Source organism: Chryseobacterium sp. FP211-J200 (assembly GCF_001643375.1).
Classification (GTDB): domain Bacteria; phylum Bacteroidota; class Bacteroidia; order Flavobacteriales; family Weeksellaceae; genus Epilithonimonas; species Epilithonimonas ginsengisoli.
Map to the genome: position 1 here is coordinate 58,467 of NZ_LSHB01000054.1, position 17,162 is coordinate 75,628.

The window sequence follows — 17,162 nt, forward strand, 5'->3', positions numbered from 1 at the left end:
GATTTTAACGTAGATGTGGGCTAATAGCATTGAAAGAAAACGGCATGGGACTCTACATATCGGCTCCGAGGCACTGGTATACCCATAACAACAGATAAGAGAGCCCACGCCTAGGTCGTGAGCTTCTGCTTATACTCTCGTTGTTATTTTGAAAATTACCAGTTTTCGGAAGCGAGATTCTAAGCAATAGCTTCTAATATTCTTTGAAGTATCGCAAAATTACATTATTTTTTAATGTAATATTTTGCTAATATACACTTTTATTTACACATGTGTAATTGTTATCGCAATTTTTTATTAGTCCATTTGTTTTTATGGGCAAACAAATTAAAATAATAGAATTAACAGAGGCTATATCTGATGTTCTTAAAGATTTATATAGGGATAGGGGGAAAGCACTCCTCCACGAAAACATTGAATACTTTAATGAAGTGGGTAAAAATTTAGGATTAGAAAGATATACTTCAACTGATCATAACATAACTTGCAGTAAATTATTTGCAATTTGCGATTTTTTTGAAATTTCTTTATCAGAATTTTTCATCAGAGTTGAAGAAAGAAACAAAAAGCTTAAGTTTTCAAAGGAAAACCAAGGGGATTTGGTCAGAAAAGCATATAAAAATTAAATTCTAAATTAACAATATAATAGTGCAAACAGAGAGTAAAATTCTATCGATTTTCGTAAATTGGCTCCATAAAATTAATATAAATGAGTTACACCGAAAAATGGGAATTATTATTACAGGATATACGGTTTAGAGAGAAAACACCTACTATTTCAACAGATGGACGAAATCCATTTGAGAATGATTACGGTAGACTCATTTCAAGTGCACCAATCAGACGATTACAAGATAAAACACAAGTATTCCCTCTTGAACAAAGTGATTATATTAGAACACGTTTAACTCATTCTTTAGAGGTCTCATACATTGCAAGTTCTATTGGTCAAAGTATAGAAAATATCCTTATTGAAAAAAAAGAGATTAATTCTGATAAAAAAGGGTATATTAGTTCTCTGCTTCGTGTCTCAGGTTTAATACACGATTTAGGAAATCCTCCTTTTGGACATTTTGGAGAGGAGGCTGTAAAAAAATTTTTCGAAGATTACTTTCAATCTCGAGAGTTTTTAGATTACGAAAAAGAGAAACAAAAAGAAAATAATTCGATAGATCCAATACTAAGTGAACTAGAGAAAAGCGATTTTACAAATTTTGATGGAAATGTCCAAACCTTAAGAATTTTGTCAAAATTATACTATTTTGGTGATTCTTTTGGCTACAACTTAACATATTCAACATTAGCATCGAGTATTAAATATCCTTCAAATTCTGTAGAAGGTAATAAGGGGAAAAATTATCCTGAAATTTCAAAAAGAAAATTTGGTTATTTTGTTTCGGAAGTAGAAACTTTCAATATTTTGAACAACCATCTAGAACTTAATAACAGAAGAAGCCCAATTGTTTATCTGATGGAAGCAGCGGACGATATTGCCTACAGCGCCGCTGATATCGAGGATGGAGTCAAATTGAATATAATTAATATCTACGATGTTAAAAAAATTTTTGAGAATAATCTTAAGAATAATAAAGATGAAGTCATTTCTGAACTTTCGAGATTAATTGAATTGTTTGAAAAAGGAGAAATTGACGAATCAATTGTAATCCAGAAATTTAGAATTTTCACTCAAAGGTTAATGATTTCTAATATTATCGAAACCTTTAAAGAGAAATATGATTTAATTATGACCGGCAACCTTGAGTCAGAAATTATAGATGTATCAGATGCAGCAGATATTAGAGCTGCATATAAAAAATTACAATATAAAGTATTTGATGATAAAAATATTGTGAAGAAGGAAATAGCTGGATGGGAAGCTATCTATGGATTACTAAAAATTATGGTAAAGGCCTCCAGAAGTTCACGTTTTAAAGCAGAGGGGAATACCTATGAAGCAAGAATATATAAACTAATTTCTTCCAGTCATAGATTTGTGTATGAAAAGGTAGAGAATTATAAAAATGAAGAATACAAAAAATTGCAAATGATCATCGATTTCGTAACTGGAATGACTGACACCTACGCTATAAACTTATATCAAGAATTAAAAGGTATCAAATTATAAGTGAACAAGATAAAAGACATAAAAAAAGGCTTTTACCTTCATTTTATAGAACATATGAAGGCGGAATCTTTTATGGATTTTTTTTTCGAGTTATTTATCTCAGGTTCTGCATACATAGTTGGAGGTTACTTCAGAGATTACCTATTAAATAAAGATAGTAGAGATATTGATATAATTACAGATATATCTAATGACTTATTATTATCTTTAATTAAGAACTCAAATGCAACTTACTCAATAAACAGATATGGGGGGATGAAAATTTCCCTACAATCAACAGAAATTGATATCTGGACAATTGATAATAATTGGGCATTTAAAAATAATCTGGTGACATTGAACGATAATGATAAATTAAATAGCATCGCAAAAGGGTGCTTTTATAACTTTGACTCATTGGTTATAAATTTACATACATTCAATTACAATCTACGTTATTTTAACGAATGTATGTCTAATAAAGAGTTAAATATTTTACAGGAAAATTCTGTATACAAAAATTTAAATCCTTCAATCGAAGCAAATATTCTGAGAGCAATATATTTAGCTAAAAAGTACGATTTAGATTTTTCTTTAAATACTATTAATTATTTATTTTCGAAAATTGGATATATTGATGATAAATATGAGGATCCGCTTGAAAGACTATTAACCATAAGAGATCAATATCCAAAGTACACCTCGATTAATGAAAATGATATTCTAAATTTATTATTTAAACTACGAGAAAAACAAAATTCTAATCAACTTAGAATAGATTTCTAAATTTATTTTCAAAATTTTACTGAAATCCGTAAAAAATCATAAATCACATTTTGTATATTTGGAAAGTGCTTGAATTTAAAAATCAAGTAATTTAACCATGAATAAACTAAATGTTAAATCAAATTTGCTTGATCATTCAGAAGCGAAGGTCAGGCTATTAGGAGAATATTTGAAACGATATCTAAATATTATCAGTAATGATGGCTTTACTGAAAAAATTTATATTTATGATCTTTTCTGCGGACAGGGTCAATATGAAAACGGTGGACATGGAAGTCCTTTGGTTGCACTAAAAAATGTGAAGGATACCTATTTTAGTGTTATCAATCAAAGAAGTAATAAACTTCCTAAAATTGATTGTATATTTAATGACATTGATGAAAATAAAACTGCTATCCTAAAAAGCATTATTGAAGAAAAAAAACTTCATCACCACAATATTGGTAATTTGATTATTACAAATAATGATTATAAAGAAGAAGTAAAAGCCTTACAGGATAGATTTAGAAACTATAAAAAAGAAAAAGCGTTCGTTTTCATAGACCCATATGGATATAAGGAGCTAAAAGCGAGTGATATCAAAGAATTAATTGGAACACATAAAAAAAGTGAAATTCTATTATGGCTTCCAATACAGTTTATGTATAGATTTTCAGATAAAGAAACTCCAGACGTACTGAAGAATCTTATTTCTGATTTGCAAATCACAGAAGATGTGAAATCCTCAAGTAATGTTTGGGATTTTATTTTCTCATTGAAGCAAGGTTTTCAAAAATATTTCGGCAGCGACTATTTTGTTGATAATTTCACACTGAAGAAAGAAGAAAACACGGTATTTTGTCTATATTTTTTTACCTCTCACATCAAGGGATTTGAAAAAATGCTGGAATCTAAATGGGAAATTGACTCAGAAGAAGGCAGAGGTTGGGAGTATTCAGGAAATGCTCCATCATTATTTTTCGATCACAAAACGAACAGATTAGAAGAGCTTTTGAAAATATTTCTAAATTCAGAAAGAAAATATAATTTTGATCTATATGAATTCACACTTAAAGAAGGTTTTCTTACAAAACATACTAATGAAATACTAGCTGATTGGCAAGATCGAGGATTACTTGACGTTCTTTTAAATACAACTGATTCACATGCCCGAAGAAAATCATTTTATGTCAAATACTATAAGGCTAAGGACGTTGAGAGAAAAAAAGTTTACTATATATTAAAATAATATTATGGCACAATCTAGCATAGAATGGACAGAAATGACCTGGAATCCCACAACTGGGTGCGATAAAATATCGGCAGGTTGTAAATTCTGTTACGCAGAAGTAATGTCTAAAAGATTACAGGCAATGGGTGTGGAAAAATATAAAGATAATTTTGAAGTCAGAACACACGAAGACGCTCTAAAAATCCCATACACTTGGAAAAATTCTAAAGTAGTATTCGTAAATTCAATGAGTGATTTATTTCATCAGGATATCCCACTCGACTTTATTAAGAAAGTTTTTAAAGTAATGAACAATAATCCTCAACACGTTTTTCAAGTCTTGACAAAACGTGCTGAAAGACTTTTTGAACTTCATAAAGAATTGAAATGGACACATAATATTTGGATGGGAGTCTCGGTCGAAAACGAAAAAGTAGATTATAGAATCGACTTTTTAAGAAAAACTGACGCGAGAGTAAAATTTTTATCACTAGAACCTCTAATTGGTCCACTGCCAAATTTAAATCTTGAAAAAATAGATTGGGTTATTGTTGGAGGTGAAAGCGGCCACAAACCCAGACCTATGGATGCCAATTGGGTAATTGACATTCAGGAACAATGTGATAAAAATCAAGTAGCATTCTTTTTTAAACAATGGGGTGGTAAAAATAAAAAGGCAAGTGGAAGAATTCTAAATGGTAGAACATATGACGAAATGCCTGAGATTGAATTACAACACAGTGTGTGATAAAATAACAGTTGATGAATACTACTGTGAAGTAAAAATTTGAAATTCTGAAGCCCTGTAAAGTGCTTCTAAGATGGCATTTCTGAGATAAAAATATAAAACTTTTTTGAAAATGAATAAGCTTTTAATAATTGGAATTATCTGTTTACTCCTTCATACTTCAATATTGGATTTACCGAAGAAAATTTTATAGAAGAAATAGTTCTGGAATTGAAGGATTTTCAAGTTTCGAAAAATCTGTTTTCACAAGATTCTTTGAGCAGATTTTGAAATGGATTTCATTCATTTTTATTGTTATTGGACTTTTATATCTCTGGCGATATTATCGACAGTCAGAGAGTAATTCTCATGAACTAACCAAAAATGAAATAAAAAAGATAAAAGTTAATCTTCAATAAATTTCATATACAAACAATAACCAAAAATCAAATTTAAAATGAGACCCAAAGACAAAGAAAAAATTTTAATTGATCTTAAAAATTTAATAGAAAAAAAACTTTTAGCAGACAAAAAAATTGGTAAAGGAAGACCCGTAAATTCCGTAGAATCAGTGGATATTGCTGATTTTAAAATAAATGATGATGAGGAAGACCGTGATAAAATAATTGTCACAGATGTTCACGCTTTTGTTAGGATTCATTTAGAATTTGTTGAAAATTCTTTCAGCTCTCAAAATGTACAGATGAGAAATAACAAGGAAATTGAATTCAAATATAATAAAGAAATGGATTACTATGATCTTGTAGAAAATGATGTAATATTTTATAATAATGCATCATTTTAAATATCTTCAATAATTGATTATTAAAAAAAAGTGAACAAACAAATAAATATGATAGATGTTTGTGTACGTAATAATTTTTATACAGAATAATGCATTGGTAGCATTAACATCTTCAACTAGATAATTATTAGGCAGAAAAAGTAATACTTAGATCTATGACAACTGATCTTCACGGAGATTTTATCCCTTTTAATATAATGGAAGATTACGTAAAAATCATAAACGGTAATTATAAAATGCGGTATCTAATAAATCATCGTAGAGATATTCCTCCTTTGGGATATTTTGACAACGCAGAGATTAAAGAAGTAAATAAAATTTTTCATGTATTTGCTGAACCTTTAGTGTTTAAAAATAGAGTAACGGCAAATTTTGACAAAAGTTTAATTTTAGAAGAGCCTGAAAAACCAATTTCTTTTATAACATCAGAAAATACAGATAAATTTCAAATTTTAATTGATAAAAATAATTTTGAAAATATTAATGTTTTACAGAATACTGCTAAAAAGCTAAGACAAGTTTATTCTGAAGAAATATCTCTTGAACTTGGTATGAGGAAAAATCTTGTTCCAGATCCACAAGTTGTAATAACTCTTGCTAAATATTATTTTATTTTATATCCACTTTTGAAACCCTTTTTTGCGAAAATAGGAGAAAAAATTGCTGAAGATATCGCTGAAGATATTTATGATGGATGCAAAAAAAATGCTAAAGCTGCAGTAAAAAAACTATCAGAAACAGTTCGAATTGTTAGGCAAAACATGATTCCCAAAGACAAGATTTTGCACACAATATTCGAAATCCCAGGCACACCTACAATAGAATTGCACATCAAATCAGATGATGCAACGAAAATAGAAAAGGGGTTGCAGGCAACAAAATTATTTAGTGTTCACAAGAAAGTTACGTCTCTTCAAAGTCAGGTCGACATAAGTGAAATTCATTTTATTTTTAACTCAAAAAACAAGTGGGAATTTAGTTACTTAATAACTAGCGACGGAAAGATTATCGGTACGAAATTATCATTTAGCAAAAGGGATAAATTGCTAAGTAGAATAGAATTAAGTCCCACAAAAGCTTTTAGCATTGGTGCCAGTGGAATTGAATATGAAAGAAATTTCAGCAGACAAATTTAAGATATCGAATAATACAAAATACACATCAATGGTCAGAGCACAATTATCTGATTATGAATTACTATGATTATTTTATAATTGTTTGAGCCCCAATCGAAAAGAAAAATTCAAACCTTACAGTGAAAAATTTACATTATTTAAAAATTTGCCAAAAAAAAGTACATAATCAAGATTTTATGGCAGAATATGATAAAAGTGCTTACGGAAGATGAGCTACGGCTGATTCGTATTAGCAAAATGTGTGGAAGTTTTTTAAATAAGTATCAATAGGTCTCAAAAACCGATATGACTGCAAAAAAGGCATTTTGAGAAAGTAAAATTGTGTATCCAAGGTATTCAGCGCATTTTTTTTTGCGTTGTTCCCTTACTCTAACGAGTAATTTATATATAGAGCCATATGACAACAATTGAAAATATTTTACATAATAGAGGACCTCTTCTGTCAGGAAAACTAGCTGAATATCTCGCCAAAGCTGAAAAGATTCCTGTTAATACTGCCAGTCAAAAAATATCTAGAACAAAAAACTTAAAAAAGATAAAAGGTTTTTTCACTAGTAATCAATCGCTATGTTTTTTAGAAAATCAATATGAGGATGATAAATTATTTTCTGTATTTACAAAAGCTTTATTTGAAAGCGGCAGAAAATATTGGTATTGTATTAATGCACTGAAGATTCACGGAGGTATTATTAATAAAAGATATTTAGAGTGTTACACAAACTATCCAATAAAGCCTCTGCTTAAACATTTACCTTTTAAACAAGTATTAAAAAAATTTGTTGACCAAGGGATTCTCATCTTTATCGGTAACGAAGAATATCATTTTTCACCAAAGTTTTCAGGTCTTAAAACAACAAGTATCTCAAATCGTACTATAGAAGTTATTAAAGATGATATTCTTTCTCATTTTCATAAGATAATGAAAAACACGGGCTTAATCTCTTTTAACAAAGGAGAAATATTTGCAGAATATGGTAAATTCAGGTGGGGTTTTAAAGGACCATCATACATACGAGGACTAAGTGATAATGGGAAGCCTGGTTTTATTCTAGCGGATATTATGTTCGGAAGAGAATTTTACAAAGAAGATATTATGTTTTTCATTGAGAAACTCAATCACATTCAAAGTTTTAAAAATGCCCCTCGTATAATGCCATATCTAATAGTTGATAATCTGCATCCAGAAGCACTGGCGGAATTAAAAAAGAAAGGAATTGCAATTGGTTTTATTAGTGAGTTGTTTGGTGAGAAATATGCACAGGCTTTAAATGAGCTTGTAGTGATTTTAAATAATGCAGGAGCAAACTTAAAATCGAAGCCCGATAAATATCTACAGCTTATTACTGAGTTGAAAATATTTAATGAAACACTAATCTATAACATTCGAGGCACATTGTTCGAATATTTTGTTGGACATATTCATATCAAAAAATGTCAAAGCATAGATATTGGAAGAGAGATCTTCGAAAATAATGGAAGACATGAAATTGATGTTTTTGCTACTTATAGTGATAAGGTTGTATTTGTAGAGTGCAAGGCTACAAATAGTCAAATAGACGAAGATAAAATATGGAAATGGACATCTATTAAAATTCCTGCATTTAAGAGTTGGCTTCTTAAACAGGAAACATTAAAAAACCATTCAGTACACTTTGAATATTGGGCTACAGGAGGCATTGCAGAACCTGCAAAAGAAATTTTGGATAAACTTTCTGAAAGCTCTAATAAGTTTCATGTGAAATATTTTGAACCCGACACAATTAGAGACTTAACAATAAAAATGAAAGATAAAAAAATGAAGGAAGCTTTAGATAATTATTTTATAAAGCCCACTGTATAATAGTAGAAAGTTTATTTAGAGAATTTCCGTACAATCTTTTGATAGGAGAAATATTTTGTAATTTAGCGTAATAAATTTTAAAATGAGTAGAAAAGATAATATCAGAAGCAGGATCAGAACCAGTCGCCGAATAAGTGACAGGAGGGAACTTGTGAGATTTGCAAAAGCGGCATCGCACAATGCCAAAAGATCTTCTATTGCTTTGGATATCCCCTTTGAGATCATCAAGGATGGAGGAATTTATAGAGTTTTCGAGGGAAAGATGGTTAGAACCTCATCTGTAGAAAAAGTCGAATTCGCAAAAAGCGGACTTACTAAAGGTAGCAAAATATGCCTAAAGTAAAAAGACTGCGAATTTTTGCAGGACCAAATGGTTCTGGCAAATCGACCTTATTTGAAACATTTCAACGAAATTTTGACCCAGGAATCTTTATTAATTCCGATGCTATAGAAAAAGAGATCCTTGAAAAAGGATTTCTTGATTTACAGCCTTTCGGTCTTCAGCTGAAACAAGATGACCTCAACAGTTTTTTTCAAAGCGCCAATGCAAAAACACTCTTGCAAAAATCGCTGGATACGGGACATAAAATAGATATTGAGATAAGAGAAAACATCATCGTTGACAAATCGCATGATACGCATAGTTATGAGGCGGCATTGATCACCTCATTTATTAGAGAACACCTTATGAAGAGTGACATCTCTTTTTCATTTGAAACCGTGATGAGCCATACTTCAAAACTGGATGAGATCATTGAAGCCAGGAAACTGGGATATAAGGTCTATCTCTATTTTATCTGCCTTGATCAGGCAAAGCTAAATGTCTCACGGGTAGACAACAGAGTGCAAAAGGGCGGGCACTATGTAGACCCGAAGAAAATCATATCCAGATATACCAATACATTACAAAATCTTTATCCCGCGTTGAAGATGGCAGATCGGGCATTCCTGTTTGATAATTCCGATGAAATGCTGCTGATTGCAGAGAAGGATGACGATGCATTGACCGTGAACATTGATCCTGAAAATTTTCCCAATTGGTTTATCGAATTTGTAATCAATAAAGCATAATCGATTTACAATACATCCCTTTAAAACAATCGAAATAAAATCTTATAAAAACTGGACTGCCGCCTCCAAGTTAGATTAAATTGAAAACACTAATGTTTGTAAATTTTTAATACCATAATCGGAAAAATTCCGATTATGGGCAGATAATTTTACAATATTTGAGCTATCTTACAGTTAATCCAAATTTCATATTTACTTTAGTATTGAGTTTTAGGGTAGTTTACCAAAATTATTATCATACGGATCTGAACCTACTCCAGTAGAATTTCGACAGTTGACTGTCTGGCATCTTTATACAGAAACCAGGAGATGTTGATGATCTGGAAATAATCTTGCTCCGCACCAAGCTGCCGCCACTCCTTCTCTGATAAAAATTCAGCGGTGGATATGTATTCTCCAATACGGGGAAAGAATGGCAATTTCCATTTGATCTCAAGTGATGTGTGCAGGTAACATAGTTTCACTTTCATAATTTTTATTTCTAATATACATATTTTCAGAGTACATCTATTTAGCGGGGAACTCAAATATTGTTTTGTTATCGTCCTTTAAAACTATAAAGGCACTGAACTTTTTGCCGTTTTTAGCCTTCATATTTTTGATGAGCGGCGTTTTTCTGTCGTTGATGAGTGCAGTGATCTGCTCTATGCTAAGCTGTACACTGCAAACCGTTCTGAACTGCATCCAGTTGCAGTGCTCATCCGGACATTTGATGATCTTGTCTTTGATAAGCAGGTTTTGCTGCTGGCATTTTGGACATTTGAGTTCAGGAATGTTTTCCTGTGGAATGGAGAGTGACAGAAGTTCTGCGGTGATCTCTGATGTGTAGTTTTTGATGTCGGTGATGAATTGTTTTGAACTAAGTTCGCCTTTTTCGATCTTTTCCAATGCCATCTCCCACTCTGCGGTCATCTGCACATTAGCGATCTTTTGATCTTTGACCAGATCGTATACTTTCAGTCCTTTTTCAGTTGGAATTAAAGCTTTGCTTTTTCTGATGATATAGCTCCTGCTAAGCAAAGTCTCGATAATCGAGGCTCTTGTGGCAGGTGTACCGATGCCGGTACTTGAAATTGCTTTTTGCTGTTCTTTATCTTCTATTGTCCTTCCTGCATTTTCCATTGCTGACAAAAGATCGGCCTCACTGTATAATTTGGGAGGTCGTGTTGTTTTTTCCGAAAGGTCCTCTTGTGAGATCTTGAGTTCATCTCCTGCCTTGAACTCAGGAAGGTTAATGAGGGGTTCTTCAACGCTGGTGTCGTTATTTCTGTTGAATTTGCTGTCCTCAGTTGTATTGTCACTGTTTTCTGAAAGGATGCCTTTGATGGCCCGCCAGCCTTTGGTCAGTATTTTGGACCCTTTGATGTTGAATTCATAATGATGTACTTTGATCGTGATATGGCTGACCTCTTTGGAACAATGCTCTGAGAGTGATTCAAGAAGACGGTAGGCGATCATATCGTAGATGGCTTTTTCTGTTGCAGTGAGCGCGGATGGTATCTTCGTAGTGATCAATAGTCCGTGGTGGTCGGTCACCTTGAGGTCATTCACCATCCGTTTGTTGAAGCTGCCGAATTTTAGCGTTGACACGGCAGCTTTGAATTGATCGACGGTATTCAGAATTCTGACCAGCTCCGGGATCTCTGCCCAAAGATCTTCAGGAATATATTTGCTGCCGGTTCTCGGATAGGTAATGAATCGCTTTTCATAAAGCGCCTGTGCGGTCTGCAGAACCTCATCGGCCGACATACCCAGTTTTCTGTTGGCTTCCTTCTGAAGTTCTGTCAGGTCAAAAAGTACTGGGGATGATTCCTGTACGATTTTGACGGATACATCTTCAACAGTAGCTTTGCCTTCCCGCTCTATGGATTTTAGGATCTGTTCTGCCTGCTTTTTGTCCTCCCATTGTTCATTGGACTGGCTGGTAAAGTCCAGATAATCTTTGCGGTGTTTCAGCTGGATCTGCCAGTATTTCTTTTGTGTGAAATTCTGATGGTCTTCAAATCTCTTGCAGATCAGGGCTAATGTCGGGGTCTGTACTCGTCCCAAAGAATAGACATCCTGATGGGCGGCAATGCTCAAGGCCTGCGTAGCGTTGATTCCGACCAGCCAGTCTGCTTCGCTTCTGGATTTGGCGGCATTATATAAGCCGTTGAACGCTGAACCTGGCTGGAGCTTTTTAAAACCGTCCTGTATGGCCTTTTCTGTCAGAGAGCTGATCCATAATCTTTCAAAGGGTTTGTTGCATTGGAGATAGTGATAAATATACCGGAAGATCAACTCTCCTTCCCTTCCTGCATCGGTTGCGACAATGATGCTGTCGCATCGATCAATGACATTTTGTAAGATCTTTAGCTGTTTCAGTGCGGAAGGATCAGGCTGATAGCCTTTTTGATTTGGCTTTTTAATGAGTCTGGGTATCAATAGGAATGGGTCTGGAAAGATTGGCAAAGAGGCTTTGTCAAAGCCTCTTATACCATAATCCTCCGGCATTCCCAATGATACCAAATGACCCAATGCCCAGGTCACGCAATACCCGTTGCCTTCCAGGTAACCGTCTTTTCTTTCATTGGCATTTAATAATTGTGCGATCTCTCTTGCGACACTGGGCTTTTCTGCGATGATGGCTTTCATACCTTTGGGTTTATTGTGGTTGGAATTGTTTTGATTTTTTGGTTACATCTTGCGTCCTTTAGATCTGACCGGTTTCTTTTGCTGGGCTTCCTGTTGCTTGTTGGCAGGCTGTTGCTGTTTGGAATCTAAAGGCTCTTTGAGATTCTTGGTGGCCTCATTCGTCTTGCCATCGGAATTGACCGCCTTTTGGGTCTTATGTTCTTCTGATGGTTGGGCTTTTTCTTTCAGCTTGTTGGGATTGGTAAAGGAAAAGTTCGTTTTAGATGTTTCCTTGTTGAAGGTGATGTAGCCTTGATACGCTTTTCCTTTGCCGTCCACCAATCCATCAACATACACCGTCTGCCCTGCTTTGAATTTATCATACTGTGCATCATCCAGTTCTTTTCCACGGAATACTCTCGGGGCTTCCCCACCTTTGGATTGATTTTGCTGACTGGATGGGTTCTGCTGTTGGGTTTGTTGCTGGTTCTGGTTATTGTTGAAGATAAATTCGACATAGCGCTTGTCTGCATTGAACTGTACTGTGGCATCGAACAGTTCTCCTTTTTTGGAGGTCATCCCTTCAAGATAAAGAGGCTTGCCTTCCAGCAATGTTTGTTTCTGGTGGTCATCCAGCTTGATACCCTTGATGTCATCCGGGATTTTCATATACTCAGCCCTGTAGGCGACCAATTCATTGGTCAATCTGTCACGGCTGATCACGGACGGAATGATCTCATCGGTTTTCGGATTGACCAGATCGACGACCCTGCCCATATTTCCGCTTTCTTTCAGGTTTTTCTTGTCTTCGTCAGTGAACTCGTGACCGAGGAACTTAAGATTGTAGTTAGGCTCTTTGCGAATGCCGTGCAGATTCACGGCAACCTCTCCGTTGTCTGCGGTCTGGAGTGATAGACGGACATCCATCTTGCTGACCGCTGTTCCCAGATTGATGGTAATAGGAATTAAATTATTGGTCTTGAAACCTCTGAGCAGAGAATCCATAGCATTCATCTTTTCTAGCTTTTCCTTGTTAAGCCCAAATTTTTCCATTGTCTTCCAGTCGATCTGTTCCGGCTGGAAACGGTATTCCTGAGTTTCTGTGTTGTTTTCCATTGTATTCTGATTTTTTAATGGGTTTGTATTTTTTAATTGTATTGCATAATCTTTCAGCTTTTCCTTTTCTTCAGGGGATGCCTGATCAACATATTGCTGAAGGTCTTTCGCCATGTTGACGGCATCGTATTCCGAGACCTTGAAGAAATTGAAATGCGATGGGTTTTTAAGCTGCCGGTAAAAATTGGAAAAGAAGTTCGAGAACAGGTCACCCTGCTTGTCAACCCGGATCAATTGGTCGTTGTCTCTTTTCTCTTTGGGAGGTATCTTTTGAAGGTTTCCATCTTGGTCGATTCCTTTAACCATCTCGACCGCATTGGTATGGATGTTCAAGACAAGCAATGTGTCGGACACCGGCTTGATTTTATTCGTTTCATTGGGTGCATTCTGTACCTTCTCTTCCATAGCAGATATTTTGTTCGATGAAGATAGAGGGGTTGGTGGTGACTGTTTTGATTTGGAACTTTGTCTACTTCTTTGGCAGCATCTGTCTTACTTCATTATGTACTTAAACATTCTCTGATGAGCTGATGGACATCGGACAGCTTGTAATAAAGCTTTCCACTGATGGTGTAATAAGGCAGCTTTTTGTCTGTGCGGTAGCGTTGCAATGATCTTGAACTGATCTTTAAGAGTTGTAATACGTCCTGATTGTCAAGCAGCACCTCCCCGTCGATCTCTATGAATCTGGATTGGCTGGATGAAACTTGCTCTTTCAGGATGTCGAATCGTTCCATGATCCTTTCCATCCAGGCGGTAAATTCTGTTCTTTCGATATTCATAACGGTGATTTTTTGATGTTAATAATGATTTGAACAGTTGATCAACTTTTTATTGGGGTAAAGTTGAAAATTGATCATCACATAAAATCACTACCTTTTCGTAGTACCGAAAAGATTTATTGTATTTATATTTTAGAATAAATATCTTAATCGGTTTTATCGTCGTACTGAATGTCGTATGATATAAAGTAAAAAGGCTCTTTTATAAGGTATGGTTTTTGTCTTTATGTTGATTTATCAGATCATATTGAAACCGGTATAAAATAAAAATAATGTTGAAAAAAGGAGATAAGGTCAAATGGAAATTTCGTTATGGAGAGACCCATGGAATCATCACAAAAATTCATACCAGCGATTTTATCTTTATAAACAGGCAGAGAAGAGCTTCTCAAGACAGCCCGCAATATGAGGTGATGAGCGAAAAGACCGGTAAAAATGCTGTCCACAAAGCTTCAGCTTTAAAGAAATTATAAACGTAAGTCGTAACGATGAAAATAGCAACATACAATGTGAACGGCATCAACAGTCGCCTGCCTGTCCTTCTTAAGTGGCTGAAAAATGCAAAGCCAGATATCGTATGCCTTCAGGAATTGAAGGCGCAGCAGGAAAAATTCCCTATTGCTGAAATTAACCAAGCCGGCTATCAGGCGATATGGCATGGACAAAAGCAATGGAATGGAATAGCAATCCTGTGTAGAGATTTTGACATGACAGAAGTCCAGCGTTCACTGCCTGGTAATGCAGATGATATTCAAAGCCGCTATCTTGAAGTGATTATTGACCAGATCGTGATCTGCTGTCTCTACTTACCGAATGGAAATCCTTTTCCAGGGCCAAAGTTTGAATACAAAATGGAATGGATCAAGCGTCTAAAAAAAAGAACAAAACAATTTATCGATATGAATCTGCCTGCCATATTGATAGGCGATTTTAATATTATTCCGACTGAAAAAGATGTTTATAAACCTGAAAGATGGAAAGATGATGCACTTTTTCAACCAGAAGTCAGAAAAGCTTACAGGCAGTTTCTGAAAAATGGATGGACAGATTCTATCCGTACCTTATTTCAAGATGAAACGATCTACACATTTTGGGACTATCTATACAAAGCGTACGACAGAAATGCGGGAATCAGACTAGATCATATTTTACTAAGCCCATATTTGAAATCAAGCCTGATCAGAGGGGGTATAGATAAGGAAGTCCGCGGCTGGGAAAAAAGCAGTGACCATGCACCTGTCTGGATCGAACTCGACAGAACATAATTATTTTTAAATTTGTTAAATGGAAAAAGTAGATTTTTTGATACTAAAGTACTTGTCACAAGGTCTGAAGATCGGTGATATACCGAAACAACTTGAGGACGACGAATCGATCATTACAAGTAAGAGCAGCATTGAGAAAAGACTTACAATTATAAAAAAGCTATGCGGTGCGAAAACGCCTTTCCACCTTGCCGTTATTGCCAAAGAGAGAAAACTGATCTAGTAACGTGTCTCGGTTCAAAACGCTATTTAAACCAGTTTTGCTAAGAAAAAGCCAATGATCAATGCTATAAGAAAAACTATAATAATCTTCCCATAATTAGTTTTATTTCTGTGCACTTCCTGATTCAGCCTTACATTATCCTGCCTTACATTTTCTAAAAGAATTCTTAATGAAGCAGTCTTTTCATTGATGCCGGACTGGACATTCTTTTCGTGCAGAATGGCGATCTCCTTTTTGTAGTTTTCCATTTCAGCCTGGCGTTGTTTCTGCTGCTCCTGGAAATTCTTCTGAAGATCTTCAAGCTGTTTACCGGACGCTACCTGAAGTTTATGAAATTCCTCGTTTCTGATTTTCAGTTGGTCTGTAAAGGTTTTGTTATGGTTCTCTACCTGCTCTTTATATATTTTCTGGGCTTCGGTGAATTCTTCATTTTTCTTCTTCAGCTGCTTTTCTAAAGTTTCTACCTGTTCCGAAAACTGCTTGGTAACATCTTTTTTGACCTCATCGATGAGCAAAGCTCTTGAATTTGATCTTTCGTGGGATAGCTTCTCTGCAATGGCATGCAATCCAGCGCCGTAATCGTGGGGTAAATGAAAACGCTTGTCAGCCAGCTTATCCAATAAAGTTTCATCGACCGTATGACCGATAGCCGTAACAGTAACCGGTTTCATTGTTATGAATAATTCGGATCGGCTCAGTTCATTGAAGGTTTCCATACTCTGCCGGTCACCTCCTCCCCTGACCAAGGCAACAATGTCATAATCCAAAGCTGAAATTTCCTTCAGTTTGGAAATGATCGCAGTGGAGGAAGTGATATTACAGCTGTGATCTGAAATATCAAAATATTTTCGGGAAACATCCAATCCTTCGAAAAAATCCTTCCGGACAATCGCATTATTTCCATAAATGTTAGCGACCCTGACCTTTTCATCTTTGAGCATCTTATCCCTGATCAGGGTTTCAAGGTCTTTTGATCCTGTCTCCAGTTTTTTCTGGATCAGCCCATACCTTTCCAATTCTTCTTCGGAGATGGATTTTTCTTCCTGCTGAACGATCTCGTCAACCACAAAGCGCAGTTCAATCGAAGAATTTTTAATGTTTTTCTCAATAAAGCCTCTGAGCGTATACACTTCATTATTGATGATCTTGCTCCTGAGCAATGAAGAAATACGAATCCCTATCGAAGTATGATCACCTTCTGAGAACAGAAGGTCATAATAGTAGTTCCCATAGGATTTACCACCACCAAAAGCATATCTGCCTTTAAGATAGATCAGATTGACCGTGGCATTGAGCTTCAGGGCATTGCTGAAGATCCCAATGACTGAGGCTGGTGAATAGACCGGATATGTGACATCTTGATCGTCCATGTGATTGACTGTCGTTTTAAAAAAGCTTGATAAGCAAAGGTATTGCTAATTGAACTTAAATAAAATAGCCGTGTTTACATATCCTGAAAAGGTGAGCTTTTAAATTGAATGCAA

The 17,162-nt window shown here is 34.9% G+C and carries 18 protein-coding genes and 1 pseudogene; 14 read left to right on the forward strand and 5 right to left on the reverse strand.

All coding sequences use genetic code 11. From position 1 onward, the window contains the following. Nucleotides 1–314: 314 nt before the first annotated feature. The 11 genes and pseudogenes from AXA65_RS15360 to AXA65_RS15410 all read left to right on the forward strand — a co-directional run bounded on the left by AXA65_RS15360 (nt 315) and on the right by AXA65_RS15410 (nt 9,679). Nucleotides 315–626, forward strand: coding sequence for a hypothetical protein (locus AXA65_RS15360; RefSeq protein ID WP_063970953.1), 312 nt, complete (start codon nt 315–317; stop codon nt 624–626). A gap of 83 nt (nt 627–709) precedes the next feature. Continuing rightward, a complete protein-coding gene (dgt, locus tag AXA65_RS15365) occupies nt 710–2,125 on the forward strand; it encodes a dGTP triphosphohydrolase (protein WP_063970954.1) in 1,416 nt (471 codons plus the stop codon). Then, the gene (locus AXA65_RS15370) at nt 2,126–2,890 is read left to right on the forward strand and encodes a hypothetical protein (protein ID WP_063970955.1); all 765 of its coding nucleotides are present in this window, start codon (nt 2,126–2,128) and stop codon (nt 2,888–2,890) included. A gap of 97 nt (nt 2,891–2,987) precedes the next feature. Beyond that, a complete protein-coding gene (gene tcmP, locus AXA65_RS15375; RefSeq protein WP_063970956.1) occupies nt 2,988–4,118 on the forward strand; it encodes a three-Cys-motif partner protein TcmP in 1,131 nt (376 codons plus the stop codon). Between the two features lie 4 nt (nt 4,119–4,122). Beyond that, on the forward strand, nt 4,123–4,848 hold the full coding sequence (locus AXA65_RS15380; protein ID WP_063970957.1) for a DUF5131 family protein: 726 nt from the start codon (nt 4,123–4,125) through the stop codon (nt 4,846–4,848). A 436-nt stretch (nt 4,849–5,284) separates the two neighbouring features. Next, nucleotides 5,285–5,632: a hypothetical protein gene (locus AXA65_RS15390; protein WP_063970958.1), complete on the forward strand. Its 348-nt coding sequence runs from the start codon at nt 5,285–5,287 to the stop codon at nt 5,630–5,632. Between the two features lie 155 nt (nt 5,633–5,787). Further along, the gene (locus tag AXA65_RS15395; protein WP_131797838.1) at nt 5,788–6,768 is read left to right on the forward strand and encodes a hypothetical protein; all 981 of its coding nucleotides are present in this window, start codon (nt 5,788–5,790) and stop codon (nt 6,766–6,768) included. A gap of 79 nt (nt 6,769–6,847) precedes the next feature. Then, nucleotides 6,848–6,934 (forward strand): annotated as a pseudogene (locus AXA65_RS20595) (hypothetical protein); the annotation flags it as partial. A gap of 231 nt (nt 6,935–7,165) precedes the next feature. After that, on the forward strand, nt 7,166–8,608 hold the full coding sequence (locus AXA65_RS15400; RefSeq protein ID WP_063970960.1) for a hypothetical protein: 1,443 nt from the start codon (nt 7,166–7,168) through the stop codon (nt 8,606–8,608). Nucleotides 8,609–8,690: 82 nt separating this feature from the next. Further along, nucleotides 8,691–8,951, forward strand: coding sequence for a hypothetical protein (locus AXA65_RS15405; RefSeq protein WP_063970961.1), 261 nt, complete (start codon nt 8,691–8,693; stop codon nt 8,949–8,951). Then, nucleotides 8,939–9,679, forward strand: a complete 741-nt coding sequence (locus AXA65_RS15410; RefSeq protein ID WP_086048229.1) for a zeta toxin family protein — start codon at nt 8,939–8,941, stop codon at nt 9,677–9,679. Before AXA65_RS15405 ends, AXA65_RS15410 begins: the two co-directional genes overlap by 13 nt. A 251-nt stretch (nt 9,680–9,930) precedes the next feature. Here the strand turns inward: AXA65_RS15410 and AXA65_RS15415 are convergent, their stop codons facing one another. The 4 genes from AXA65_RS15415 to AXA65_RS15430 form a co-directional block, all read right to left on the reverse strand. Further along, a complete protein-coding gene (locus AXA65_RS15415; protein ID WP_063970962.1) occupies nt 9,931–10,149 on the reverse strand; it encodes a hypothetical protein in 219 nt (72 codons plus the stop codon). 37 nt (nt 10,150–10,186) lie between these two features. Next, nucleotides 10,187–12,313 carry a type IA DNA topoisomerase gene (locus AXA65_RS15420; protein WP_063970963.1) on the reverse strand — a complete coding sequence of 709 codons (2,127 nt, stop codon included), beginning with the start codon at nt 12,311–12,313 and terminating at the stop codon, nt 10,187–10,189. A gap of 42 nt (nt 12,314–12,355) precedes the next feature. Then, nucleotides 12,356–13,813 (reverse strand): DUF3945 domain-containing protein, encoded by a 1,458-nt coding sequence (locus AXA65_RS15425; RefSeq protein ID WP_063970964.1) that lies wholly within the window; start codon nt 13,811–13,813, stop codon nt 12,356–12,358. Nucleotides 13,814–13,908: 95 nt separating this feature from the next. Beyond that, on the reverse strand, nt 13,909–14,190 hold the full coding sequence (locus AXA65_RS15430) for a helix-turn-helix domain-containing protein (protein WP_063970965.1): 282 nt from the start codon (nt 14,188–14,190) through the stop codon (nt 13,909–13,911). A gap of 272 nt (nt 14,191–14,462) precedes the next feature. Between AXA65_RS15430 and AXA65_RS15435 the strand changes: the two genes are divergently transcribed. From AXA65_RS15435 to AXA65_RS15445, 3 genes are read left to right on the forward strand one after another with little or no spacing between them, the layout of a single operon-like run. Beyond that, nucleotides 14,463–14,663 carry a DUF2945 domain-containing protein gene (locus AXA65_RS15435; RefSeq protein WP_063970966.1) on the forward strand — a complete coding sequence of 67 codons (201 nt, stop codon included), beginning with the start codon at nt 14,463–14,465 and terminating at the stop codon, nt 14,661–14,663. 15 nt (nt 14,664–14,678) lie between these two features. After that, nucleotides 14,679–15,455, forward strand: coding sequence for an exodeoxyribonuclease III (gene xth / locus AXA65_RS15440; protein WP_063970967.1), 777 nt, complete (start codon nt 14,679–14,681; stop codon nt 15,453–15,455). A gap of 19 nt (nt 15,456–15,474) precedes the next feature. Continuing rightward, nucleotides 15,475–15,678, forward strand: a complete 204-nt coding sequence (locus AXA65_RS15445; RefSeq protein WP_063970968.1) for a hypothetical protein — start codon at nt 15,475–15,477, stop codon at nt 15,676–15,678. 26 nt (nt 15,679–15,704) lie between these two features. Here AXA65_RS15445 and AXA65_RS15450 read toward each other — a convergent pair whose 3' ends face one another. Continuing rightward, the gene (locus tag AXA65_RS15450) at nt 15,705–17,048 is read right to left on the reverse strand and encodes an exodeoxyribonuclease VII large subunit (protein ID WP_063970969.1); all 1,344 of its coding nucleotides are present in this window, start codon (nt 17,046–17,048) and stop codon (nt 15,705–15,707) included. Nucleotides 17,049–17,162: the final 114 nt, after the last annotated feature.